At 41.2% G+C, this 24,798-nt stretch carries 22 protein-coding genes and 1 pseudogene; 10 read left to right on the forward strand and 13 right to left on the reverse strand.

Going from position 1 to position 24,798, the window contains the following annotated elements; genetic code table 11:
* Positions 1–126: 126 nt before the first annotated feature.
* Together FOC32_RS11955 and FOC32_RS11960 are read right to left on the reverse strand one after the other, a co-directional pair.
* Positions 127–1,851, reverse strand: coding sequence for a bifunctional protein-serine/threonine kinase/phosphatase (locus FOC32_RS11955; RefSeq protein WP_175967611.1), 1,725 nt, complete (start codon positions 1,849–1,851; stop codon positions 127–129).
* 52 nt (positions 1,852–1,903) lie between these two features.
* Entirely contained in the window at positions 1,904–2,713 is an 810-nt protein-coding gene (locus tag FOC32_RS11960) for a formate/nitrite transporter family protein (protein WP_104426134.1), read from the reverse strand.
* 280 nt (positions 2,714–2,993) lie between these two features.
* Here FOC32_RS11960 and cynS point away from each other — a divergent pair, with 280 nt between their 5' ends.
* From cynS to FOC32_RS11985, 5 genes are all read left to right on the forward strand, one after another.
* Positions 2,994–3,443 (forward strand): cyanase, encoded by a 450-nt coding sequence (cynS, locus tag FOC32_RS11965; RefSeq protein ID WP_004785763.1) that lies wholly within the window; start codon positions 2,994–2,996, stop codon positions 3,441–3,443.
* Between the two features lie 343 nt (positions 3,444–3,786).
* Entirely contained in the window at positions 3,787–5,943 is a 2,157-nt protein-coding gene (locus FOC32_RS11970) for a TonB-dependent siderophore receptor (RefSeq protein WP_175967612.1), read from the forward strand.
* 72 nt (positions 5,944–6,015) lie between these two features.
* On the forward strand, positions 6,016–6,627 hold the full coding sequence (locus FOC32_RS11975; protein ID WP_104426132.1) for a DUF4198 domain-containing protein: 612 nt from the start codon (positions 6,016–6,018) through the stop codon (positions 6,625–6,627).
* A gap of 45 nt (positions 6,628–6,672) precedes the next feature.
* Positions 6,673–6,951, forward strand: coding sequence for a hypothetical protein (locus tag FOC32_RS11980; RefSeq protein ID WP_004785757.1), 279 nt, complete (start codon positions 6,673–6,675; stop codon positions 6,949–6,951).
* Between the two features lie 3 nt (positions 6,952–6,954).
* The gene (locus FOC32_RS11985) at positions 6,955–8,514 is read left to right on the forward strand and encodes a PepSY-associated TM helix domain-containing protein (RefSeq protein ID WP_175967614.1); all 1,560 of its coding nucleotides are present in this window, start codon (positions 6,955–6,957) and stop codon (positions 8,512–8,514) included.
* Positions 8,515–8,892: 378 nt separating this feature from the next.
* Here FOC32_RS11985 and FOC32_RS11990 read toward each other — a convergent pair whose 3' ends face one another.
* The 6 genes from FOC32_RS11990 to FOC32_RS12015 all read right to left on the reverse strand — a co-directional run bounded on the left by FOC32_RS11990 (position 8,893) and on the right by FOC32_RS12015 (position 13,960).
* A complete protein-coding gene (locus FOC32_RS11990) occupies positions 8,893–9,786 on the reverse strand; it encodes a copper resistance protein B (protein WP_175967616.1) in 894 nt (297 codons plus the stop codon).
* Positions 9,773–11,665: a copper resistance system multicopper oxidase gene (locus FOC32_RS11995; protein WP_034170884.1), complete on the reverse strand. Its 1,893-nt coding sequence runs from the start codon at positions 11,663–11,665 to the stop codon at positions 9,773–9,775. The genes FOC32_RS11990 and FOC32_RS11995 overlap by 14 nt, the downstream gene beginning before the upstream one ends.
* A 39-nt stretch (positions 11,666–11,704) precedes the next feature.
* Positions 11,705–12,130: a hypothetical protein gene (locus tag FOC32_RS12000; RefSeq protein WP_175967618.1), complete on the reverse strand. Its 426-nt coding sequence runs from the start codon at positions 12,128–12,130 to the stop codon at positions 11,705–11,707.
* Between the two features lie 118 nt (positions 12,131–12,248).
* Complete coding sequence (locus FOC32_RS12005) at positions 12,249–13,124, reverse strand: MBL fold metallo-hydrolase (RefSeq protein ID WP_175967620.1); 876 nt, start codon at positions 13,122–13,124, stop codon at positions 12,249–12,251.
* Between the two features lie 2 nt (positions 13,125–13,126).
* Complete coding sequence (locus FOC32_RS12010) at positions 13,127–13,543, reverse strand: DUF6691 family protein (RefSeq protein ID WP_005235658.1); 417 nt, start codon at positions 13,541–13,543, stop codon at positions 13,127–13,129.
* A complete protein-coding gene (locus tag FOC32_RS12015) occupies positions 13,544–13,960 on the reverse strand; it encodes a YeeE/YedE family protein (protein WP_175967622.1) in 417 nt (138 codons plus the stop codon). It abuts the gene before it with no gap.
* A gap of 104 nt (positions 13,961–14,064) precedes the next feature.
* Here FOC32_RS12015 and FOC32_RS12020 point away from each other — a divergent pair, with 104 nt between their 5' ends.
* The gene (locus FOC32_RS12020) at positions 14,065–14,376 is read left to right on the forward strand and encodes an ArsR/SmtB family transcription factor (RefSeq protein ID WP_005235664.1); all 312 of its coding nucleotides are present in this window, start codon (positions 14,065–14,067) and stop codon (positions 14,374–14,376) included.
* Between the two features lie 62 nt (positions 14,377–14,438).
* On the opposite strand, the pseudogene FOC32_RS12025 reads toward FOC32_RS12020, so the two are convergent.
* A pseudogene (locus tag FOC32_RS12025) lies at positions 14,439–14,717 on the reverse strand (ABC transporter ATP-binding protein); the annotation flags it as partial.
* Between the two features lie 170 nt (positions 14,718–14,887).
* Between FOC32_RS12025 and FOC32_RS12030 the strand changes: the two are divergent.
* The 3 genes from FOC32_RS12030 to FOC32_RS12040 all read left to right on the forward strand — a co-directional run bounded on the left by FOC32_RS12030 (position 14,888) and on the right by FOC32_RS12040 (position 17,006).
* The gene (locus tag FOC32_RS12030) at positions 14,888–15,757 is read left to right on the forward strand and encodes an SDR family oxidoreductase (RefSeq protein WP_175967626.1); all 870 of its coding nucleotides are present in this window, start codon (positions 14,888–14,890) and stop codon (positions 15,755–15,757) included.
* A gap of 229 nt (positions 15,758–15,986) precedes the next feature.
* Positions 15,987–16,151, forward strand: a complete 165-nt coding sequence (locus FOC32_RS12035; RefSeq protein WP_004785734.1) for a hypothetical protein — start codon at positions 15,987–15,989, stop codon at positions 16,149–16,151.
* 177 nt (positions 16,152–16,328) lie between these two features.
* A complete protein-coding gene (locus tag FOC32_RS12040; RefSeq protein ID WP_175967628.1) occupies positions 16,329–17,006 on the forward strand; it encodes a type 1 glutamine amidotransferase domain-containing protein in 678 nt (225 codons plus the stop codon).
* 243 nt (positions 17,007–17,249) lie between these two features.
* On the opposite strand, the gene FOC32_RS12045 is transcribed toward FOC32_RS12040, so the two are convergent.
* A complete protein-coding gene (locus FOC32_RS12045; protein ID WP_175967630.1) occupies positions 17,250–18,932 on the reverse strand; it encodes an AMP-binding protein in 1,683 nt (560 codons plus the stop codon).
* A 344-nt stretch (positions 18,933–19,276) separates the two neighbouring features.
* On the opposite strand from FOC32_RS12045, the gene FOC32_RS12050 reads away from it, so the two are divergent.
* A complete protein-coding gene (locus FOC32_RS12050) occupies positions 19,277–20,371 on the forward strand; it encodes an MFS transporter (RefSeq protein WP_175967632.1) in 1,095 nt (364 codons plus the stop codon).
* Positions 20,372–20,437: 66 nt separating this feature from the next.
* On the opposite strand, the gene FOC32_RS12055 is transcribed toward FOC32_RS12050, so the two are convergent.
* The 3 genes from FOC32_RS12055 to FOC32_RS12065 form a co-directional block, all read right to left on the reverse strand.
* Entirely contained in the window at positions 20,438–21,934 is a 1,497-nt protein-coding gene (locus FOC32_RS12055) for a flavin-containing monooxygenase (RefSeq protein WP_175967634.1), read from the reverse strand.
* Between the two features lie 14 nt (positions 21,935–21,948).
* Entirely contained in the window at positions 21,949–22,788 is an 840-nt protein-coding gene (locus FOC32_RS12060) for an alpha/beta fold hydrolase (protein WP_175967636.1), read from the reverse strand.
* A gap of 135 nt (positions 22,789–22,923) precedes the next feature.
* Positions 22,924–24,726: an acyl-CoA dehydrogenase C-terminal domain-containing protein gene (locus FOC32_RS12065; RefSeq protein WP_175967637.1), complete on the reverse strand. Its 1,803-nt coding sequence runs from the start codon at positions 24,724–24,726 to the stop codon at positions 22,924–22,926.
* Positions 24,727–24,798: the final 72 nt, after the last annotated feature.

Below are 24,798 nucleotides of genomic sequence, written 5' to 3' on the forward strand. Positions count from 1 at the left end.
AATCGTAATGATATAGTTCTTGTAGTTTCTGGTTGTGGATTGATTGCCGTAAATATACTAGTGACGCAAGCTGCCCAAAGCATAGAACGCTGTCTAATTTTTTTACTTATATTCGATCCAACCTTCTTAAATAAATGGCCATGCAATACTTAATAAAAGTAAAAGTCCTAATACAGCACAACTGATTTTCCAGAAACGTAAAGGATCACGTTCAATAATGGTAGGGGCTTTGGATTTTAATAATTCCTTGGATGGGTGTTCCAGATCATGGATCAATTCAGTCAATGCCTCATAACGATACATTGGCTCGATACTCAGAGCCTTTTTTAGAATCTGGTCTAACCAAAGTGGTAAATCTGGCCGATATTTTTGAATGGAATGATATTGAACTTTCTTCAGCTGCTTCAGCGTATTACAACGAGCCAAATCTGTACCATAAGGAAGCTGTTTAGTCAGTAAATAATAAGCCATTGCCGCCAAAGAAAATTGATCAGACTGCACGGATGGTGAATGTTCAATGAAATATTCAGGTGCCATAAATGCCAAGGTACCAAGTGGCCGATTCACATGTTTAGGATTAATTTCGACTAAACCTCGTACAGCAGTTGAACCATAATCAATCAGTTTGACTTTAAGTGTATTATCAACGTTTAAGACCATGATATTTTCAGGACGTACATCTTGATGCAACATTTCCAGTCGGTGCATTGCATTTAAGGCCAATGCTGTTTGCTGCAAAATAGGGAGAATACCTTCCATCTGCAAAGGCTTTTTCTGTTGATGCAGCCAGCGATCTAAGGTTTCTCCCTGCAAATATTCATAACTCTGGAATAAATATTTTTTCTCTGATTGATGCGTATAACATTGCAGCAGATTTTCGTGCTTAAGACGCTTTGAAACCCAGTCTTCAAGTTGAAACTGTTCAACAGCCTGTTCATCTTGTTGTAAATCTACTGCCAGAGTTTTAATCACTAGCGGTTGCCGATCATGATCGTGTGCCAAATACAGGCAACTGCGGTGATTTTGGTGCAGGATTTTGTCAATGGCATAGCCTTCAAATGCTTCACCTTTGCTGAGCTGGGGTGGAAAGACATAATCCTGGTACATATAAAACTGATCTGGTTCAGGCAACTGCTCAATACGGAGCACTTGAAGACTTAAATTATCATCACTGCCCTGTTTTAAAGCCTGTTCAACCAGGAATTTGGCAAGTTGATTTAAGTGATCTGCTGCTAAGGTGAAATCTAATAATTGTTGGTCTGTAACAAACTCATAAATCCCATCAGTCATGAGTAGAAAGACATCTTTTTCTTTTAGTTCAAGGCTTTGATAATCAATTTCAATACGATAATCCACGCCTAAGGCACGACTGAGATAATGTTCTGTCGAAGACAGACAGACGCGATGATCATGGGTTAATAATTCAATTTCACCATCTCGGATTCGATAAATACGACTATCACCGACGTGAAAAATATGCGCCTGATGCTGCTTTAAAATAAGTGCGGATAAGGTACAGACATAGCCCCGATCTTTATCGAAACGTCCCTGACTTTGTTGAGTTTGTGCATATAACCATGAATTAGTGGCACGAATCACCCGTGCTGCTGAAGTCTGAGTGCTCCAGGCATCCGAAGTCGAATAATAATCAGAGAGAAAACTGCTAACGGCTGTTTCTGCGGCAATGTGACTGACATTGCTACTACCGATCCCGTCGGCAATCGCACAAGCTATACCTTTTTGCTTCAGTACATGACCTTCTGGTAAAAAGATGCCATAAAAATCCTGATTCTGATCTTTAATACCAGCCGTAGAATATTGTCCAATAGCGACTTTTAATGTTTTTTTCATATTAAAAACTCAAAAAAGGGATCATATTGATCCCTTTAAAAATGATTCATTATTAGAATTCTTTTTTCGCGCCAGTACGTACATGTGTGGTGTAAAGTGCCAGACCTGTTAAGGCTAAACCACCGACCAGATTACCTAAAGCAACCGGTAATTCATTCCACAGGAAATAATCTGCAATCGAGAAGTCACCACCCATCATCATGGCAAATGGGAACAGGAACATGTTTACCACTGAATGTTCAAAGCCCATGGCAAAGAACAGCATCACTGGCATCCACATTGCGATAAACTTGCCACTCACCGTAGTTGACATCATTGCGCCAATCACACCTAAAGACACCATCCAGTTACACAGCATGCCGCGAATAAAAATAGTCATCCAACCTGAGAAACCATAAGCCGCATAACCCAAGGTCCGGTCTTCACCGATATGAGAAATTTTTTCACCAACTGGATTCGGATCAGTTGCAAAGCCCATGGTATAAACCGCAGCCATCAGGACTGCAACGACTAAACACCCAGTAAAGTTACCTAAAAATACCAGCCCCCAGTTTTTTAAAATGCGTGCCCAGGTAACGCCAGGACGTTTATCCAGCCATGCCAGCGGTGTCAATACAAATACCCCAGTCAGCAAGTCATAGCCCAATAAATACAACATGCAGAAGCCAACAGGAAACAGTAATGCGCCAATCAGTGGCACACCAGTTTGCACTGCAATCGTAATTGCAAATACGGCTGCCAAGGCCAAAATCGCACCTGCCATAAAGGCACGAATCAGAACATCACGGGTTGCCATATGAAGCTTGGATTCACCCGCATCTACTACTTTTTTTGCAAACTCCGCAGGAGCAAGATATGCCATGTTGTCGTCCTCTTTTTCAATATACGGACCTGTTTTTCGAAAAAAAGACGCCTAAGATCACTGAAGACCTTAGGCGCCGTTGCCTTGAATATTAGAACAGGTAATGGTGAATGGCGTCGTTGCCATGTGTATCGAAACAGAAGCAAAAGCTGTGCCACAAATAATTAACAATCGCTTAAATATTCATTTTCTATTTAGCATGAACTCTAGAATGCTGTTGGCATGATATCTGCATTATCCGTTCTGCATACATTCATTTGAGAATAATTTGGAGAGGATTATGATTACCCATCGTCAGCAAGTAACTGACATGATCATTTCAGCGAAAGTTTTAAAGTCAATTAAGTGGTCAGATGTTGCCAAAGAGATTGGTCTTTCTAAAGAATGGGTAACCGCTGCATGTTTAGGTCAGATGGCGTTTAATAAAGAGCAAGCAGAAAAGATTGGTCAGATTTTTGGCTTAAGTGATGAAGCCGTTGCATGGCTACAGATCGTGCCATATAAAGGTTCCCTGCCAACCAGCGTACCGACTGATCCTTTAATTTACCGTTGGTATGAAGTGGTGAATGTATATGGTTCTACCATTAAAGAACTGATTCATGAAGAATTCGGTGACGGTATTATGAGCGCGATTGATTTTAGTATGGATATTCAACGCGAAGAAAATCCGAATGGCGACCGCGTCAATGTCGTATTGTCTGGCAAGTTCTTGCCTTATAAAACTTATTGATCAATTCCATTTATAAAAAGCCATCAATGTGATGGCTTTTTTTTATTTCATTTTTCTTTTTATATTTGAGCATTAATCGCATTCTATACATGAAAAATATTTAGCAAATATACTTTATAAATTTAAAATTAATATGAAATCAATAATTTAAATATTATTTTACTAAAATGAATCGTTTTATTTTAAGCAAAATCTTAATCCCTTCTTTTAATCTGCTTTAACTGCAAAGTATTCCTCTATCAATGAGTAATTTTTAATTTAAATTTCCTATTGTATTTAGATTGATTTAAAAATATCTAATCAATAACATTAGCGATAATCATTATCATTTACATTCATTAAAATGTTTTATACCAATCATCCAACTTTCAAGCTATCTTTGCTCAGTTTTGCCATTTTGCTGACCCAGCAAAGTTTTGCAGAAAATAGTCAGCAGCTTCCTACCATCACGATAGTCACTGATGCAGCACAAACAACAGAAAGCTCTGAACAGACTAAAAGCTATATTATTCAAAATTCTGCAACAGCTTCTAAACTAAATATTCCTCTTAAGGAAACGCCACAAACAGTGAATGTAGTGACGCGTCAACAATTAGATGACTTTGCACTGGATAATACCCGTGATGTACTCCGTAACTCACCGGGGATCACTGTAAGTAACCAGGAGACCGAACGAACTTCCTATCTATCACGTGGTTTTGAAATCTCAAACGTATTGGTAGACGGCGTTGGGATTCCGCTTGAAGGCTATAACTACAATAATGACAATCCAGACAGCTTTTTATTTGACCGTATTGAGATCGTTAAAGGTGCAAATGCCTTAAATAATGGTATTGGCGATCCGGGCGCTACCATTAATATGATTCGAAAACGCCCTACTCAGGAGCTTCAAGCCGCGTTTAATACCAGTTATGGTTCATGGAATACCCAACGTTATGAAGCAGATGTTTCCTCTCCCCTGACACAGGATGGAAAAATCAGAGGCCGAGTATTTGGCTATCAGCAGACAGGTGATAGTTATCTGGATCACTATGAACTCGAAAAAAATTGCATTGGTGCAGTTGTTGAGGCTGACCTGACTGATTCGACCTTAATAACTGCTGGTTATACCGAAACGAATCATAATCCAAATGGTGTCAATTGGGGTTCCAATCCTTTAATCAATACTGAAGGTGAACAGTTAAGCTATTCAAGAAATTATAATTACAGTCCGGACTGGGCCTACTGGGACAGTAATATTAAAAACTATTTTGCCGAGATCGAACAACAACTTGGTGCTGATTGGAAAGCTAAACTGAGTTATGAGGAAAAACGGACTGACCGGGATTCAAAACTTTTATTCCTGTCCGGTAAACCTGGTGCTGACGGTACTTCAGGTATTTTCTTATATCCAGGCATGTATATTGATGACAATAAAGAACAACAAGCCAGCTTGAGTTTTAGCGGCACCTATCCGCTTTGGGGACAACGCCATGAAGCCTCATTGGGCTATGTCTGGGCCAAAAATCGTCTGGATGAATTGGGTTATGCTGGCAGCTTTGTCAATCCGCTGACCACAGATTTAGCCAGCTTTACACCCGAAGAACCAAGCTGGGATATGTCGAAAACCAGGGGTGAAATGCATATCCGGCAGAAGAACCAGAGCCTTTATGCTGCGACCCGACTGCATCTGAATGATGATCTGAAACTGCTTTTAGGTGTGAACTACGTTCAGGCTGAAAGCAGTGGCAGTAGTTATGGAAAAGATACTGTTTATGATGAAGATAAAGTTTTACCCTATGCCGGTCTGACCTATAATTTTAGCCCTGAATATACAGGCTATCTGAGTTATACCTCGATTTTCCGTCCGCAAACCACCAAAGCAGATAATGGCAGCATTAACAAACCGATCGAAGGTGAAAGCTATGAAGTCGGAGTCAAAGGTTCTTGGCTAGATGATAAGCTTACCGCCAGCATGGCTGTGTTCAGAACGGAGCAAAGTAATTATCCACTTCGTGATTCTGATGGTATCCCGACTTTACGCACAACTCAGGTCAGTGACCTGCGTTCCCAAGGCTACGAGTTTGGCTTGGCGGGACAACTGACCGACCATTTTAACTTAAGCTTTGGTTATACCCAGTTTAGCCTGAAAGATCTGATCAATGGCGGTGATGCGCGTACCTTCAATCCAACCCAGTCTTTTAATCTTTTAACTACCTATCAGGTGCCACAACTTCCAAAACTGAAACTGGGTCTTGGTGTGCAGTGGCAGGATCAAACCTATCTGGATGTGCCTGAAGCAACCACCAATGGAGTGATTACCCAGAAAGCTGGAGTCATTGAACAGGATGCCTATGCGCTTGTGAATCTGATGGCCAGTTATGAACTCAATGATCACATTACTTTGCAGGCCAACGGGAATAATCTGACTAATGAAAAATACTTATTTAATTTCCCGAATCAGCAAGGCTTCTATGGTGCACCGGCAAATTACAGTGTGGCCGTAAAATTCAAATATTAATTTTTCGCTTGAGCTTTGAAAGAATATTCGGAGCTCATTTTCTTATATGCAAACAATAATCAGGCAGAATTCATGAAAAAAATCATTACTTTGACAATTGGACTGTCAATGACCCTTTCTACTCAGGCCCATATGCTTTGGCTAGAACGTGCTTCAGATGCAAAAACACATGCATTCTTTGGTGAATATAGTGAACAGCTCAAAGAGACTCAAGAAGGTGCCTTAAAGTCATTCAGCCAAGCAAAAGCGATTCAGACTAAAAAACAATTTAGTCCCCAACTACACCAGGATCATCTGGTCTACTCTACAAAAGATCAAGCAGATGTAGAGCTCCATCATGAACTGATCTATGGAGAATCATTGCTGAGCTATCATGCCAAATCCGGCAGACAAAACTTGAAAGCAGAGTCCGAACTGGATATTGTCCCAACCCAGATCAACAGCAATACATTTACGGTACTGTATCAGGGTAAACCCGCTGCGGATGTAAAAGTGACTGTCTATTCCCCACAGCACTGGCTTAAAAACTATACGACCAACAAGCATGGCCAAATTAATATTGCTACGCCATGGAAGGGTCAATATGTACTAGAGGTGAGTCAAGAAGTAGACAAGACAGGAAAATTAAATCAGCAAGTGTATAAGAAACAGTACCTGGTCACTACTTTAAGCTTCGTGCATTAAGTTACCTCAATATTTATTTATACAGATTCATATAAAGGCCTTTCCATGATTCCTACCCTTCAGCCACTTGCTATCCTGTATCGATTAGGCATGAGCTTTGGTATTGGTTATTTATGTAGTTATCTGATTGCTCTCGATCTGGCCTATTTTTTACAGGCGAGTTTACCTAAAGCTGAATCGGTTTATCTGGCTGCCTTTATTGCCCTCATTTTTTATGTCTGTTTTGTGATTGGAATATTCTGTATCCAAAGTCTTAAAACACTTTCAGTCTATAGCCTGATTCCTCTCATTGTTTTATTTGTCATTTCCCGCTTCATAGGTTAAACCATGCATAAATCTGTCCGTCAATCTATGGCATGGCTACATTCATGGCTAGGTTTAAGTTTTGGCTGGCTCCTCTTCGCGATCTTTTTAACAGGTGCGGTCACTTATTATCGCCATGAAATTACAATGTGGATGCAGCCACAATTTGCCACGATGCAGGTTAACCAGGAAATTGCTTTAAAAACTGCTTATAGCTATTTACAGCAACATGCACCTGATGCACAGAACTGGTATATCGGGGTAGCGAATCAGGATTTACCGGTTAATAAAATTTATTGGCAAACTGCAGAGGGTGCTTATCAACTTAAAACCTTGGATGCTATGACAGGTAAGGAATTAACGCTTTCGGCTACACAGGGCGGAGATTTTTTCTATAACTTTCATTTTCAGCTATATGGCGTACCTTATACCATTAGCCGTCTGATTGTCACCATTGCTGCATTCATCATGTTGATGACCCTGATTTCCGGAATCATTACTCATAAAAAAATTCTGACCGACTTCTTTACTCTGAGAGCTTTTAAAGGACAACGTTCCTATCTGGATTTTCATAATGTCAGTTCCGTCATTGCGCTACCGTTCTTTTTAACTACGACTTTTACTGGACTGGCTATTTTCTTTTATATTGTTTTGCCTTCTGGCATGAAGCAGCTATATCCAGAAAATCCATTTCAATATTTTGAAGAAATCCGAACCAAAAATGTGCTTGCTCCCTCTGCTATGCCCATTAAAACGGAGATGTTACCGATTCAACATTTTATCACTACGGCGCAGCAGCACTGGGGAAAATCAGAATTTGACAATATTACCGTGAAGCAGCCGAATACCCAGCTGGCAAAGATTACCTTAACCGAATTGAAAGATCATTCTATTACCCGCAATCAGGCACAACTCGTATTAAATGCGACGACGGGCAAATTGCTTGAAAACACTCGTAATGACAGTGCAATTGCTACCCTGAATGCCGGAGTATATGGTTTGCACATGGCACGTTTTGCTGAACCTGTTTTACGTTTAGCCCTATTTTTCTCAGGCATATTAGGCTGTGCCATGATCGCTTCCGGATTATTGCTCTGGAGCCTGAAACGGCAGATGCAGAAAAAATCGGATCGTTTTCACTTTGGATATTATCTGGTGAATCGTCTGAATATCACCATGATAATTGGTTTACCTATTGCCATGCTGGCTTATCTTTATGCAAACCGTTTGATTCACATTCCTGTAGGCACAACAAATTATGAAATCTATATCTTCTTTAGTATTTGGCTGAGTAGTTTTATCTTGGCCTGTTTAACGCCACAACAGCATTTATGGAAAACGCAGCTTAAAATTCTCATCTGTACCGCTTTTATGCTTCCATTCATCGACCTATATTATTTATGGTCTCAGCATTATCTGGATTCTTTTGCAAACTATTGGCTGTTTTTGCGTATCGATCTGATGCTCTGGATCTTGGCACTTCTCGCTTACTTCCTACATCAGAAAATTACACCTATCCAGCAAAAAGCTGTTCATAAAATTCAGGCCAAGCTTAAAACTGCACAGCAGGAGTCTTCCTCATGATATGGATGGCAATAGTAGGACTGATCTGGATGGCCTGTTTTGGTTTTTATGCAGTGAGTGAAAAACAGATTTTAAAAACCAGACAATCTCGATATTCTTTTCTTGTGAGTTATCCGGTCATCGTTAAATTGATCTCAGGCAGTCTTTTACTATTGGTATTGTCCCTTTTACGAACTCAATTCAGTAGTAGTATTAGCTTTATGGCACTTTGGGTTTTTATAAGTCCAATCGTATTTATATTTATTCTGAAGGTGAATAATTTAAAACAAAGAAAAATTTAAAAGTTTATAAAGGCCTTAAGAATAAGATATAACTGAGTATATGAGGCGAGAAAATGATTTTTCCGCCTCATAAATATTAGCTTATATACATATCTGTTTAGAACATCATTCTTAAACCGATTCCATAACGCCAGCCCTGTTCAGAATCAGATGCGTCCTGCCATGAGGTTTTCTCATTGCCCTTGGAATATTCATAAGCAATATCAAGATAAGGCATGATCTTCTTATTAATCTCATAACGAGTTTCCAGACCGAATGCTGCATGACTTATTCCAGTCTTTTTGGCATTGGCTGCTTTATCCTTCAGAATGAGGTTAACTTCAAAATAAGGCTGCAAAATCAGTTTTTGTGTGAGTAGCAGATCACGTTCTGTTTCCAATTCAAGCCCGATAAAATCATCTTCACCAAGATACAGATGTGTATTGGTTTCAAAGAAATACGGGGCCAGTCCATGGAATCCAAACACTGCATCTACATGTTCACTATCTTGCCCAGCATTAGGCTGCCCCAAACTTTCCTGACGATAACGAAGACCCGCCTGAGCATCCCAGAAATCTGAAATATTCCGGCTATACAGAGTTTGGACTGCATATTCTGTTGTTCTGGATTCTTGTTTGTCAGCTTTGAGTTTAATGAACAGTTTATTTTCATCCGTGCCAATCCGAAGCTCATTCTCAGACTGTAAACCTCCCTCACCTTCTGAATTTTTGATCCATGTATTGTCCAGTTTGACCCACTTATAAATTTGCCCTCCATGTTCCTTGCGATGATCATGCTCATTGGAATAGGTTGAAGCTGAATCTGGAATTAAATTTTCAGCAACTTCCGGTGCTACTGAAGTTAAATGATGCTCTGACGATTGGAGTGATTGTTGATGATGCATCGAATGATCAGCATGCTGTTGAGAACTTTCTTCAGCAAAAACAGCAATATTTCCCAACGCCAATACACTAGCCAAAACAGGTTTCAAACAAAGATTAATGGTGCGCATGAGCATCTCCTTGTTTTTCTGCTGGTTTTGGCATGTGATGATTGGAATGATCTTCTCGCACAGTATCCTGAGTCGAAACGCCATTTTCCTGAACATTTGCTACAATCAGTTTATTCATCATGCCGGCAGTCATGTGATACAGCAGATGACAATGAATCGCCCATTCACCTAGTTCATTTGCAGTCAGCAAAGTCGTAACGGTTTTTCCAGGTGGGACAATCACTGTATGTTTATTCGGCATATCTATTGCAGACTGGCCATTTTCGAGCTGCATGAACATGCCATGTAAATGCATTGGATGCGCCATCATACTGTCATTGATAAATTTCAGCCTGATCCGTTCCCCAAATTTCACTTTGAGCGGCTCTGCTTCATTAAATTTTTTGCCGTTCATGGTCCAGATATACCGTTCCATGGTGCCGCCTAAACGAATCACCAATTCGCTTTCTGCTTCGCGAATATCTTTTTGCGGGGTCAAAGATTTTAGATCGCTATATTGCAAAGCTTTATGCCCTACCGGTGTAGAGGCATTAGCCCAGCCGTAAACTGGTTGCTGCGTAGAAGTTTTGGCGTCTTTTTCATGTTGCATATGCCCGGTCATATTTGAGTGATTCACATGATCTATAGCGGATGAAGTATCTGAATGCTCGGCATGATTATCTTCCCCTTGCTCGATCACTTTGGCTGATGCATGTTGCTCATGCCCCATCATCGAATGTTTAGTAGCTGTTTTGACATTTATGTCATGACTAGCATGATTCTGATGATTCATCTGCTCGTGTTCTTCACCCTGCATGTTGCCATGTCCCATATCTTCCATAGTCAATAAGGCACGAGGACGGGATATAGGTTTGTGTATGGCATGATGAACTGGCTTTAACTCATTCTGTAAGCTGCCAATCGCAAAACCAGAACGGTCAATCGATTCAGCTTCAATCTGATAGTGTTCCGCAGCGGGCTCCACAATCACATCATAGGTTTCTGCGGCACCAATGCGGAATTCATCGACAACTACAGGTTTGACAGGCTGCCCGTCTGCACTGACCACTGTCATTTTTAACTGTGGAATACGCACATCGAAAAATGACATGGCAGAGGCATTGATAAAACGCAGTCGCACTTTTTCATTCGGTTTAAACTGTGCCATCCAGTTCTGTTCAGGCGTTTTTCCATTCACCAAAAAGGTATAGCCGGTTACATCAGACAGATCGGTTTTCAGCATGCGCATCTGATTCCACATTTTGCGATCATTCCAGGTGGCTTTAAGCCCTTCCCGTTTGATTTGCTGAAAAACATCGCCCAGAGTTTCACGCTGATTTTGATAATACTCGGCAGATTTTTTTAAATTATTCATGATCTGCTGGCCGGACTGCTCATGAAATTCTGAAAGCATGACCACATAATCACGCTCGGTATGCTCATGTGCAGGAACTTCCGCCTGGTTTTTGGGATAGATCACAAAGGCGCCATAAAGGCCGTCCTGTTCCTGACCCTTGGAATGGGCATGATACCAGTAGGTTCCACTCTGACGAATTTTAAAGCGATAGACAAATTCCTGATCAGGTGCAATGCCCTGAAACCCGTTAAAACCCGGGACACCATCCATCAGGCCGGGTAGCAATAAACCATGCCAATGAAGAGAACTTTCTTTATTTTTTAGCTTGTTTTTGACGCGAATAACAGCTTCATCACCTTCCTCAAATTCCAGTAAAGGTGCAGGAAATTTACCGTTAACTGTAATACGTTGTACCGTTTTACCGGTGAGATTGACTGGACCTTCATCAATAACCAGCTGATATTCTTTTACAGCAGCAAATAATGAAGAAGAGATCACTAAACTTAAGCCCAATAATAGGCTTTGACTAATTTTAATCGACATAACTTAATCCTTGATTTATTAAAATATAAATAACGAGGATTAAGCCTTAGGTGGGCGCAGTATTTCCTGCCAATACCCGGCAAGGTGCTTGGCTTGATAACTAGAGATAAAAGTGGTTTCTAAGGCATGAATCTCAGGGAGAGTTAACTTCGAAATTTCCACATCGATCCAGCCACTCAGGTTATGGCAAGAGCTATAAATACAATCCGGACAGTCATCTTTGTGCTCGTTTAAGTCGGAGTGGCAATCCATGTCCTGACTCATATCATGAGCAGAACCATGCATAGCTTGATGCTGGCTATGTAACTTCTCTATTTTTGCCATTTCCTGACAATGGGAACTCATCTGCTTCGCTAACGTTTCCAGATGCATCGTTTTTACTGAAGCAACAGACATGCCGCTCCAGCCTACGGCGAAGACCATAAGCATCACAAACCAGATCTGTTTAAAGAACTGTCTGAGCACGATGCACCCTGAAAATATAAAAATGAGTTAACCCAAATAGCATAAGGTGGAATATTAAAATTCGCAAACTCTATAAGCGCTTAATTTAAAGATTAATATTTTGTTCCTGATAAATTGATCACTTCTTAAAATAATTTAGCGGCAGCTTCAAATAAGACACACCATTGTTTTCTGGCATTGGAAACTGTCCTCCATTCATATTGATCTGGATCGCAGGCAAAATCAGTTTAGGCATAGTTAGACCCGCATCACGCTGCTCTCGCATCTGTACAAATTCAGATTTGCTAATCCCTTCACGGATATGAACGTTTTGCTGTTTTTGCTGCTGAATCGTCGTTTCACATTGATATTCATGACGTGACTCTGGCAAATAGTCATGACATAGAAATACCCGGGTACTTTCCGGGAGTTGAAATAGCTTGTGAACAGAATCATATAAAACCGAGGCACTGCCATTTGGAAAATCACAACGAGCCGTTCCATAGTCAGGCATAAACAGTGTATCCCCTACAAAGACGGCATCACCAATCATATAGCTTAAACAGGCAGGTGTATGGCCAGGTGTAGGAATATTATAAACTTCCAGTTCTCCAATCTTGAAATGCTCACCATCTTCAAACAGATAGTCAAAAGGCTGATGCGCATTGATCTGTTTCATGTCCAGATGATAAATCTCGGCAAAAGTTTCCTGCACCAGCGAAATTTTCTTACTGATTGCAATCTTGCCGCCTAATTGCTGTTTCAGATATGGGGCGGCTGTCAGATGATCAGCATGAACATGGGTTTCCAGAATCCATTCCACGGTCAAACCTTGTGATTTTACATAGGCAATCATCTGATCGGCATGCTCGGTCGATGTGGTGGCAGACGCAGCATCGTAATCCAGCACGCTATCAATAATGGCACATTGGGCAGTTTGAGGATCACTCACTACATAACTAAAAGTATTGGTATTTTTATCAAAAAATGCTTTGACGTGTGACTGCTGTGTCATATTTATACTCCTGCCCATTTACGGTGAATCCAGACCCCAAACATCATAGCTGCGATAAAATACAAGGCTTGATAATGTCCCAAACCAATCAGGGTAAAACTGGGTGCCGGACAAATGCCTGCAATTCCCCAACCGATACCAAATAATAAACTACCCGACAACAGTTTAGGGTCAATCTTTTGATGCTTTGGTAAATCAATGGATTCATTAAATAAAGTGGTTGGATTTGGATTATGTTTAGCTTTCTGGAAAGGAATAAAAGCCACCAGAATAGCCCCCATCATGACAAAGGCAAGGCTGGCATCCCAATCCCCAAACAGATCCAGAAAATCCAGAACTTTTTCAGGATTAGACATGCCTGAGAGCATTAAGCCGACTGAAAACAGGCCACCAAATAGAAAAGCGAATAGATTTTTCATTTAGATAGCTCCAATCAGATGACGAACAACATAAACCGTGATAAATCCCGCCAGCATAAAAGACCCGGTCGCAACAAAGGAGCGATTTGACAGACGGCTAATCCCACAGATGCCATGCCCACTGGTACAACCTGAGCCTAAACGTGTACCAAAACCGACCAGCAAACCGGCAATGACCATCATCCATGGGCTGGCATTCAGCTCAATTTCTGGCTGAAACAAAACGCCGTAGATAAATGGAACTATAAATAGTCCTGCTAAAAACCAGACCGCAGGAGTTTTGAAAATCGTCTTTCGATTAAGTACTTGCCCAACCAAACCACTCACGCCCGCAATATGGCCATTGACATACAGATAGCCGACCACTGAAAGACCAAGCAGTAATCCACCGAGAAACGCTGCCAAAAAGTCATGCATGAGCATATCCTACTTACAATATATATTTTTATATTATATAATTAAAAATATTAATCAAGACAGTTTTTGAATATTGCGTGAGTAATACAAATACAGGTTTTTATATGACAGCAGATGAATCTCAGACACGTATTGATTTTTCTCAGGCTCATGTGGTGAGCGAACGCTTAAAAGTGTTGTCGAATTCTGACCGTCTGAAAATTCTATGTGTACTGGTCGATAGTGAAATGAATGTACAACAGATTGAGCTACAAACTGATATTCACCAACCTACTCTCTCGCAACAACTTACCGTACTCCGAAAAGCCGAAATGGTCAGCACGCGTCGTGAAGGCAAACAGATTTTTTATCAGCTTTCCGACCCCAAATTACTCACCCTGATGCAAACCTTATATCAGCTTTATTGCAAGGCTTAAGTGATAAGAAAAATCTTCATTTATCTATAATTGAAGAATAAAACTTCTTAACTATTTAAAAGTTAAGTACTTTCAGGAATATCTGCTGGAGCTGTTTTGGTATCACTTTGAATCAGACCGTCAACTAACTTGATAGTGCGGTCACAACTAACAGACAAGCGCAGATCATGAGTCACCAGCAAAATGGCACAGCCCTGTTCCTTATTTACTTTACGAAACAGTTCAAAAACTTCAGACGCGGTCTGGGTATCCAGGTTCCCGGTTGGTTCATCGGCCAGTAACAAGGCAGGTTCTGTAATGAGGGCCGAGCAATTTCTTAAAAAGAAACCCGATATTTCATTCTAGAAGTCGACTTTAAATAACTCGAACATACAGTTTTAAAGTGTCAATTTAAGCTAAATGTATAAATGCTAAATCTTGCACAGGTTCTGTTATGAAATGTTGAGTCTAATTTAATCCCAACTAAAAGCTCCTAATATATTTTTTCATCAAGAGCAATCAAGGAAAAAATATGAATAACTATCCTGAAACTCCAGCTTCAACTGAAACCCAGGCTCATCAACCGGGTGACCAGACTAAAATGGATCCTACCCCGGAAGTCATTAAAGAAAATTATAAAGGTAGCGATAAATTAAAAGGCAAAGTAGCACTCATTACAGGTGGTGACAGCGGGATCGGTCGCTCTGTATCAGTATTGTTTGCCCGCGAAGGTGCCGATATTGCCATTTGCTATCTGGATGAAGACCGAGATGCGCTTGATACCAAAAAAATGGTTGAAGCAGAAGGACGCCGTTGCCTGTTGATTCAATGCGATTTACAGCATCCTGATGAAATCAAAAAAATGGTTGAGCAGACCCTTCAGGAATTTAAAACCATTAATATTCTGGTAAATAATGCAGGTGTACAGTATCCGCAGGACAGTATTACTGATATTTCTCCAGACCAGTTATTCAAGACCTTTAATGTCAATATCCTGTCCATGTTTCATCTAACTCAGGCGGTGCTTCCGCATATGCAGGCAGGTGACAGTATTATTAATACGACCAGTATCACCAGCTATCATGGGCATGACACGTTGATAGACTATTCGAGTACCAAAGGCGCGATTACTTCTTTTACCCGTAGCTTATCTACCAATCTGGCGAAAAATAAAACCGGAATTCGTGTGAATGGTGTTGCACCAGGCCCAATCTGGACACCACTCATTCCAAGTAGCTTTGATGAAGAACAACTGCAAGATTTTGGTAAACAGACACCAATGGGACGTATGGGACAACCGAGTGAGGTCGCTCCTGCCTATTTATTTCTGGCCAGTGAAGAAGCCAGCTATATTTCAGGTCAGGTCATTCATGTAAATGGCGGCAGTATTATTAACGGCTAATCAAAGTTTGAAAGTAGATAGCGGTCTTTTAGGTCGTTATCTACTTTTTTATTAATTACTTGATATGTTTTAGATTCAGACACCTTTCAAAGGACAGAATTTGATGAATATCAATAAAATTCATCTTAAAGCTATAAAACAATTCAAACAAATCCTGACAGATGATTACCCGCGCCAAAATCATCCCTTGTTATAGTGATTTAAGACCCTACCTGATGAGGATAGTAAAATGTCTAGAGGTGATAAATCGGCTTATACCGAAAAGCAAAAACGGCAGGCTAAGCATATTGAAGACAGTGAAAAAGATCGTGGTCGTTCTGAAGACGAAGCAGAACGTATTGCCTGGTCGACTGTGAATAAGCAGGACGGCGGTGGCAAGAAAAAGAAAGGCTAAACTGTCTAAAATTCAAGAAAAGTGATGCTATTGATATAGCATCATTTCTACTATCTAGCTAGATTTTATTTCTTTTATTTTTAAGCAATCGAAAAAGTCTGATGGCCTCAGGTATTCAGATTCTTTCCTCTATTTTGTTATTTCATCAAGTCATTCAAGATAATTTCAAGGAAAAATATGAAAATTCTGATTGTATTAACCTCCCATGATCAACTTGGCGAAACGGGTAAAAAAACCGGATTCTGGCTCGAAGAACTCGCCGCGCCTTACTACACTTTTATTGATGCAGGCGCAGACGTAACGTTAGCCTCTCCTGCTGGTGACCAGCCACCACTTGATCCAAAAAGTAATGAACCTGATGCACAAACCGAAACAACCAAACGTTTTGAAGCAGATGAAGTAGCCATGCGGGCACTTGCCAATACGCATAAATTAAGTGAAGTGCTAAATCAGGATTTTGATGCGGTCTTTTATCCGGGCGGTCATGGACCGTTATGGGACCTGGCCAAGGACCAGCATTCTATTTCCTTAATTGAACAGACTCTACAGGCTAATAAACCTGTGGCACTTGTCTGTCATGCACCGGGTGTACTTCGCGATGTTAAAAATGCAGAAGGCCGACCTATTGTCGAAGGTAAATCAGTGACTGGCTTTAGTAATACCGAAGAAGATGGTGTTGGCCTGACTGATATTGTGCCATTTTTAGTTGAAGATACACTAAAAGAAAAAGGCGGACAGTATTCCAAGGCTGAGGACTGGCAGGTGCATGTACAGCAAGATGGCCTGTTAATTACCGGACAGAATCCGGCATCTTCTGCCGCAACGGCTGAGGCGCTGTTAAAGTTATTAAAATAAGATTTCATCCAGATATAAGTCATTGTAGGCCAGTTATTTATTTACTGGTTAAAAACCCTGATGTGATGTCACATCAGGGTTTTTATTAGTTTTATGCCGAACTTCTAATTCGCTACTGCTGCTGTTGATGCAGTTTGTTTGCACTCATATTTTAACTGTTAGGACTCAGGTTTTTTTATTTAAAGCAAACTATGGGACAGCAGTGATCGAAAGATTCCTTTTTTATTTTGACTATGGCATTCCTTAACAGGCTTTAGCATCCGGCTGCACGGTTTTAGGCAACTCACGACGTACAATTTTACCGACTGCAGATTTTGGCAATCCAGACACAAACTCGATATATTTTGGCAGCTTATAACTGGTCAATTGTAGTCTCAGATAGGTCATGACTTCATTCTCGGTCAGACTGGTATCCTGTTTTACAATAAAGGCTTTCGGAACTTGTCCAGATTTTTCATCATCCACCCCAATGACGGCACATTCCAGTACTTTAGGATGTTTAGATAAAATACCTTCCAACTCATTTGGATAGACATTAAAGCCGGAGACCAGGATCATGTCCTTTTTACGGTCCAGAATGGTGATATAACCCTTCTCATCCATACAGCCGATATCACCTGTCAGGAAGAAACCATCTTTGGTAAATACCTGTGCTGTTGCTTCCGGTTGCTTCCAGTAACCTTTCATCACCTGAGGGCCGCGAATAGCAATTTCTCCAGCCTGATGAAGTGCTACAGGTTTTCCTTCATCATCCAGAATCTGAATTTCTGTGCCTGCCAATGGCAAGCCAATACTACTGCTAAAGCGCTTGCTTAAAGGCGGGTTAAATGTTGCCGTTGGTGAGGTCTCAGAAAGACCGTAGCCTTCATAGATATGACAGCCTGTGACTTCATACCATAATTCTGCCGTGTTTTTTAAAACAGATGCACCACCGCCTGTCGTGGTTTTTAGGCGTGAGTGATCCAGCTCGCGGAAACGTGGATGATGAGCCAATGCATTAAACATGGTATTCACGCCCGGAAACACCGTCGGAGGATGTTTATGATATTGATCCACTAAAGCGTCCAGATCTCTTGGATTTGGAATCAGCACATTGGCAAAACCTCGACTTAGTCCATAACTGAACAGGCAGATGGTAAAACCATAAATGTGATACAGCGGCAAGGCACAAAATACATATTCATCTTCTGTGGCATAACGATCGCCAAAATGGCTGATAAACACCGTACTGTTCTGGGCAATATTAAATAAGATATTGCGATGACTGAGCTCAGCACCTTTGGAAACACCTGTAGTCCCACCAGTATATTGCAGGATAACGGTATCTTCCTGCTGCTGTACAGGGGCTACAAAATCAATCACCTGTACCTGATCAATCGCCTGTTTAAAGTCAGAAAACTGTTTTTCTGGATATTGCTCCATTTGGCTATAAATTGATATCGGCTGATCCTGAATAAAATCGAGCGGATGGGTAGAAATAACATGTTTCAGCGCAGGACATTCATCCAGATTATTTAACTGTTCTAAGGTTGAGCCCAGAATAATCAAGGTTTCTGCTCCTGAATCCTGCACTTGATGATACAGCTCGCGTTGGGTGTACATCGGGTTTACATTCACCAGAATATAACCTGCGCGAATAATCGCGAAAGTCGCAATCGGATATTGAATAATATTCGGCAACATCACCGCGATTCGGCTACCTGCTGGCAGGCCTAGATTCTGTAGGTAAGTAGCCAGTTTCTGGCTATAAACATCAATCTCCTGATAGCTGAACTTTCGATCCAGATAAAAAAATGCAGTCTTATCTTTAAACTTAAGTAGATTCTCAGCAATTGTCATGCTCAAAGTTTTATCAGGGTCAGGCCGGGTAAATTCCGGATTGACGTTCCATTTTTTATATTCTTCCATCCATGGCTGACTAGTCATTACAGCACTCCTATCCTTGATTTTAAAATTTATTTTGTATCGTGAAACTTTATTTTGATTAAAACATGATAACGTTATCTTTCCTCCCAAATCAATGCAATATTTGGCTAATTTCAAATTTTTACAAATAAAATCAAGAGTTTTATAGCTAATTATTTGGATATATTTTATTAATTAACAATATGACATTTCTTATAGCGAAATAATAAATCAGTAAAAGCAACAAAAGAATGTGGATTCATTCTTATAAAACAACAACGTAACAAGAAAAGGATGTCGATGATGACGTATGAAACTTCAGTGCTAGAAGCTGAACGAGTCACAGTTCAGCCTAAAAAATATGGATGACCGCGTTTATTCTATGTTTTCTTATTTTACTTGCAGACGGTGTTGATCTGGCTTTCTTGGCCTATAGCCTCACCAGTATCAAAGCTGAATTTAATTTAACCACAGTTCAGGCAGGTGCCTTAGGGAGCTGGAGTCTGGTCGGTGGAGTGATTGGCGGTTGGGCCTGTGACCGTTTTGGCCGGGTAAAAGTTATTGTATTTTATATGATTCTTGCTTCCAGCTTATCCTGCACTTTGGGCTTTGTAGAATCTTATCATCAGTTTTTAATTATCCGCAGTATTGCAGCCATTGGGCTAGGTTCCCTGTATATTGCCTGTAATACCTTAATGTCAGAATATGTTCCGACAAAATACCGGACGACTGTTCTGGCGGCACTTATGACCGGTCTTACCTTAGGTTCATTATGTGCAACTTTACTGGCAGGCTGGATCATTCCTGAATATGGCTGGCGTATGCTGTACTGGATTACCATTTGCCCGATCGTTCTGGCTTTTCTGCTTTATTTTCTTGTTCCTGAGCCGGATTCATGGCTACGTTCACGTGAATTAAAACGTCAGGAAGCAGCTAGCAAAGTTAAGGTGAAAAAAGAGAATCCTTATAAAGTCATTCTCAAAGATAAAAATCACCGCTGGATGTTTTTACTATGGATTTTAAGTGCAGGTGCCCTGCAATTTGGTTATACCGGTTTAAGTAACTGGTTACCTGCCTATCTCGAATCGGATTTGGGCATCAGCTTTAAGGCCATGACTGGCTATATGGTTGGCACGTTTATGATCATGATTTTTGCCAAGATCGTCGCTGGGATTCTGGCAGATCGTTTCGGACGACGTGCCTTGTTCGCTTTTGGAACCATGGGCACAGCCCTGTTTCTTCCGATTGTAATTTATTTCAATACACCGACCAATATTTTGTACCTGATGCTCATGTTCGGCCTCTTGTATGGTATGCCATTTGCCATTAATGCCATGTATATGACTGAAAGCTTCATTGGAACGGGTCTACTGGTAATGGCAGGTGCCTATTTTATTTGCGGTCCGATTCCTGCACTGTTTATACGTGATCGCTTATATGATCCGCAAAAAGCAGATTAATCTCTATCATCTTTTGATAAAAAACCAGTCAAATAGACTGGTTTTTTTAATGAATAAATTTAAAAATCAGACAACTTTTCTCTGAGCATTTTCTATATATTCATAATGGTAACCACTGCGAATAAAATGCTGGTTTTTATCTCTGAAAGAATGTGCATAATCCGGCCAGACCAAAGTCAGTTTGCGACTCACCGGGTCCAGATACCAGCTTTGACAGCTTTCTGATAACCAGACACTGCCTTGGGAAAGTTGCTGTAATTCCTGCATATAGCAATTTTCGGCGTTCTGATCGGCTTCAAAAACCTGAATCTGTTGCTGTTCAAAAAATTGCAAGGCGTCCAGTACCAGATCAAATTGGGTTTCCAGGAAATAAAGCGCTGAGTTATGCCCACTTCCGGTATTGGGACCATTCAGAATGAACAGGTTTGGAAAATTATGGACTGTCGTAGATTGATAACCCTGCATACCACTAGACCATTGCTGCTCCAAGCTTAGGCCATGTTTACCCACTACCTTTGCGGCATAAGGTGGTCGTGCTGCTTCAAATCCGGTAGCAAAGACAATAATATCTGCAGGAAATTTATTGCCGGACTTGCTTATCACGCCATCCTTATTCACTTGAGCCAAAGCTGAATCTTCAAGCGTGACATTCGGTTTTAGAAAAGTCGGATAATAATCATTGGACAGCAATAAACGCTTGCAGCCGGGTTCATAATTCGGTGTAAGTTTTCGCTGTAATTCAGAATCTGGAATCTGGTGTTTCAAGAATTGTAGGCAGTTTTTTTTGACCCGCTCGATCTGGCTTTTCAGATTACGGCGCTGGGCAAAATTGTATTCATTACCCCAGAACAAGGAATGTCTTAACGCCGACATGCTGTCCGGATCTTTGCGGAAAAGCTGTTTTTCTGACTCAGAATAAGGTCGGTCCGGTCGCGGCAAGATATACGGTGCACTACGTTGCAATACGGTCAGACTTTTTGCTGTTTTGGCAATTTCCGGTACAAGCTGGATGGCAGAAGCGCCTGAACCTACGACGACCACATGCTGATTATCCAGATTCACTTCGTGATTCCAGCGTGCAGAATGCATCACCTGACCTTGAAATTCATCCAATCCCGGAATTTGTGGCAGATGTTCATCTGCCAGATGCCCGGTTGCTGTAATTAAAAAATCTGCCTGATACAAACCGTTAGAGGTCTGGATTTCCCATATACGTTTTTCGGTATTCCAGCTGGCTTTTTCCAGTTGTGTATGAAAATCAATATGTGGTCGGATATTTTCCTGATCACAGCATTGTATTAAATAACGCTGAATTTCTGCCCCTTGCGGAAAGACACGTGACCAGTTAGGGTTTTTAATAAACGAGAAAGAATATAAATGCGATGGTACATCACAGGCGACACCGGGATAGGTGTTATCACGCCATGTTCCGCCTACTTCTGCTGCACGTTCAGTGATTTTAAAATCGTGAATGCCCTGCTGTTTAAGACGGATCGCCATTCCTAGGCCACCAAAACCGCTGCCTACAATTAAAATCTTGCTGCGCTGTTCTTGAGCTTGCATTATTTTTCTCCTTTTTAAGGCATCATGGGCTGGATTTTTTGATTCGCCAGATACTGCTCTGGATGCTGGCTAAACTGGTTGATCAGTTGCACCACTTCCACTGGCGCTTCAATATGAATCGCATGTCCCGAAGAAATTTCGATATAGCGGCTGTTCTGAATCGAAGCAAAGAGTAATTTTGCTTGCGCTAAAGGCACCATACGGTCTTCACGGCAGGCCGCGATCAAGGTCTCAGCAGAGATGTCCGGCAAAATGGCGGTGATATCAATGCGATAATTTAGTTCACGCTGTTTAGCTGCATCTTGAGAAGGTTTGACGAAACGTGCCAGATCAAGCACCTGTTTTTCAGTACGAGCTGACAGATAGTCATCGCTATATAGGCAATAATTCACGAAATGCGGCAATGCTGCAGATTGATCATTAAATAACTGTTGCCAGATGGTGGTTCGTAGTTGTTGCACCGAACTGGTTTTTGCCCAACCGGCTAACAAAATCAAACGTGCCACGCGCTGTTTAAGACTTGCAGCCACTTGTGCAGCAATCACGGCACCGAGTGAATAACCCACTACAGTAATAGCTTCATCTTCTTCAACTGCATGATGGATCAGTGCTTCAACTTGGTGACTAAAATCAGTCACTGCCAGATCGGCTTTATCCGGGGTATACAAATCAATGGATAAAACCCGCTGATGAATACCGAGCATGGGGAAAATATAACTGAAATGTTTGTCGGTATTTCCACCTGTGCCATGAATCAGAATAATGGTGGGATATGAGGATTTCTGTCCGACTTCATGATAAGTGAGTTGTTGATCACCATAAGGACATTGTCGTGTAATCGTGTCTAAATCCATATAGACTCCTGATCTTGTTGTTTTATGGCCGATGTAATACTGAAAAGTACCCATCGATATTAAATATTGTGCAGGATGAAAAAATAGAAATTAAAAAAAGACCCACGATCGAGAGATTGATCGTGGGTAAAAGGATTAATCGAATTTAAACTCTTCAGGAGTCAGTAGGAACAAGCTCTCACCACCGGCCTGAATATTGGCAATGTGGGTTGAAGTTCTTGGCAGAATACGTGCAAAGAAGAATTGTGCGGTTTTGATCTTCGCTGCATAGAACGGATCAGTATTGCCTTCTTCAATCTTTTGCTGAGCCGTAATCGCCATTTTTAGCCATAAATATGAAGACACTACATAACCAGAGAAATATAAGTAATCGACTGATGCCGCACCGATTTCATTGGCAGACTGTTGCGCCTGAGACTGAATGGTTTTGGTTAATTCTAGCCATTGCTCAGTCAACTGGCTCACTTGTGCCACTTGCTGGTTGAACTGGGCATGTTGCTGATGTTCTTTTACAAAGCCCTGAATCTCATCTGTTAATGCAGTCAATAAACCTAGTTTCGAACCCAGCACTTTACGAGCCAGTAAATCAATAGACTGAATTTCAGTGGTGCCTTCATAGAGGCTAGCAATACGTGCATCACGGGCAATCTGTTCCATGCCATGTTCAGCAATATAGCCGTGTCCACCAAAGACCTGCATACCGTGTTTGGCTGCTTCTACACCCGTTTCAGTCATTAATGCTTTAGCAATTGGGGTTAATAATGCCAGACGATCTTCTGCGGCTTTTTTCTCTTCAGAATTATCTGTTGCTTCAGCAATATCTGCATACGTAGCCAGATAATAAGCCAAGGCACGTGAACCTTCTGCAAATACTTTCTGAGTCAGTAACATATTACGTACTGCCGGATGCACGATGATTGGATCCGCAGGCAGATTTGGCTCTTTCGCACCTTCAAGTGAACGCATCGCCAGACGGTCTTTGGCATAAGCCAATGCACCTTGATAAGAAGATTCAGCTGCAGCAAGACCCTGAATCGCCGTTCCAATACGCGCAGAGTTCATAAAGGTAAACATGCAGTTCAAGCCGCGGTTTTCAGGCCCGATCAGGAAGCCTTTGGCATTGTCAAAATTCAGCACACAGGTCGCATTGCCATGAATACCCATCTTGTGTTCAATCGCGCTACACACCACGCCATTGCGAGAAGCCACATTCCCAGCTTCATCCAGATTGTATTTAGGCACGATGAACAGTGAAATACCTTTGGTGCCGGCAGGCGCATCCGGTAAGCGTGCTAACACAATATGCACGATATTTTCAGCCAGATCATGCTCACCTGCAGAAATAAAGATTTTCTCACCGCTGATGCTGTAGCTGCCATCTTCCTTTGGCACCGCTTTGGTACGGATCAGGCCCAGATCAGAACCCGCATGTGATTCAGTTAAACACATGGTGCCTGTCCAGCGGCCTGCAATTAAAGGTACCAGGAATTTCTGTTTCTGTTCGTCGCTACCATGATGTTCCAAGGTACGCATCGCACCATGTGACAGGCCTGGATACATACCCCAAGACCAGTTGGTCGCTGTGATAATTTCTGAAATGGCAATACGGTATAAAGTCGGGAAGCCTTGGCCGCCATATTTTTCATCGCCGGTTAGTGAGGTAAAGCCAAGTTCTACATATTTGTCATAAGCCGCTTTAAAACCATCCGGTGTAGTTACGACGCCATCCTGCAAACGACAGCCCTGCTGGTCGCCTGTTGCATTAATTGGCAGAAGTTCGTTTTGGCAAAAGTCCGCAGCGACTTCCAGATATTGTTCCATAATATCCATAGAAACTTTGTCTGCAAACTTTGCATAGCCTGTGTATTTCTGTTCAACATTGAGCAGATCTTTCAGGACAAACTTCATGTCTTTTAATGGCGCAATATAATTTCTCATCGTAATTCCCTTGTATGAGTTCTAATTTGTATATTTATGACAATTAATTTCATAATACGAAATTATGTTTTA

This window comes from Acinetobacter sp. FDAARGOS_724 (assembly GCF_013364475.1).
GTDB classification, from domain to species: domain Bacteria; phylum Pseudomonadota; class Gammaproteobacteria; order Pseudomonadales; family Moraxellaceae; genus Acinetobacter; species Acinetobacter variabilis.

Bases quoted from the DNA above. Each gene is read 5' to 3' on its own strand.
- FOC32_RS11955 (WP_175967611.1), bottom strand. From the start codon at position 1,851: ATGAAAAAAACATTAAAAGTCGCTATTGGACAATATTCTACGGCTGGT.
- FOC32_RS11960 (WP_104426134.1), bottom strand. From the start codon at position 2,713: ATGGCATATCTTGCTCCTGCGGAGTTTGCAAAAAAAGTAGTAGATGCG.
- cynS (WP_004785763.1), top strand. From the start codon at position 2,994: ATGATTACCCATCGTCAGCAAGTAACTGACATGATCATTTCAGCGAAA.
- FOC32_RS11970 (WP_175967612.1), top strand. From the start codon at position 3,787: ATGTTTTATACCAATCATCCAACTTTCAAGCTATCTTTGCTCAGTTTT.
- FOC32_RS11975 (WP_104426132.1), top strand. From the start codon at position 6,016: ATGAAAAAAATCATTACTTTGACAATTGGACTGTCAATGACCCTTTCT.
- FOC32_RS11980 (WP_004785757.1), top strand. From the start codon at position 6,673: ATGATTCCTACCCTTCAGCCACTTGCTATCCTGTATCGATTAGGCATG.
- FOC32_RS11985 (WP_175967614.1), top strand. From the start codon at position 6,955: ATGCATAAATCTGTCCGTCAATCTATGGCATGGCTACATTCATGGCTA.
- FOC32_RS11990 (WP_175967616.1), bottom strand. From the start codon at position 9,786: ATGCGCACCATTAATCTTTGTTTGAAACCTGTTTTGGCTAGTGTATTG.
- FOC32_RS11995 (WP_034170884.1), bottom strand. From the start codon at position 11,665: ATGTCGATTAAAATTAGTCAAAGCCTATTATTGGGCTTAAGTTTAGTG.
- FOC32_RS12005 (WP_175967620.1), bottom strand. From the start codon at position 13,124: ATGACACAGCAGTCACACGTCAAAGCATTTTTTGATAAAAATACCAAT.
- FOC32_RS12010 (WP_005235658.1), bottom strand. From the start codon at position 13,543: ATGAAAAATCTATTCGCTTTTCTATTTGGTGGCCTGTTTTCAGTCGGC.
- FOC32_RS12015 (WP_175967622.1), bottom strand. From the start codon at position 13,960: ATGCATGACTTTTTGGCAGCGTTTCTCGGTGGATTACTGCTTGGTCTT.
- FOC32_RS12020 (WP_005235664.1), top strand. From the start codon at position 14,065: ATGACAGCAGATGAATCTCAGACACGTATTGATTTTTCTCAGGCTCAT.
- FOC32_RS12030 (WP_175967626.1), top strand. From the start codon at position 14,888: ATGAATAACTATCCTGAAACTCCAGCTTCAACTGAAACCCAGGCTCAT.
- FOC32_RS12035 (WP_004785734.1), top strand. From the start codon at position 15,987: ATGTCTAGAGGTGATAAATCGGCTTATACCGAAAAGCAAAAACGGCAG.
- FOC32_RS12040 (WP_175967628.1), top strand. From the start codon at position 16,329: ATGAAAATTCTGATTGTATTAACCTCCCATGATCAACTTGGCGAAACG.
- FOC32_RS12045 (WP_175967630.1), bottom strand. From the start codon at position 18,932: ATGACTAGTCAGCCATGGATGGAAGAATATAAAAAATGGAACGTCAAT.
- FOC32_RS12050 (WP_175967632.1), top strand. From the start codon at position 19,277: ATGACCGCGTTTATTCTATGTTTTCTTATTTTACTTGCAGACGGTGTT.
- FOC32_RS12055 (WP_175967634.1), bottom strand. From the start codon at position 21,934: ATGCAAGCTCAAGAACAGCGCAGCAAGATTTTAATTGTAGGCAGCGGT.
- FOC32_RS12060 (WP_175967636.1), bottom strand. From the start codon at position 22,788: ATGGATTTAGACACGATTACACGACAATGTCCTTATGGTGATCAACAA.
- FOC32_RS12065 (WP_175967637.1), bottom strand. From the start codon at position 24,726: ATGAGAAATTATATTGCGCCATTAAAAGACATGAAGTTTGTCCTGAAA.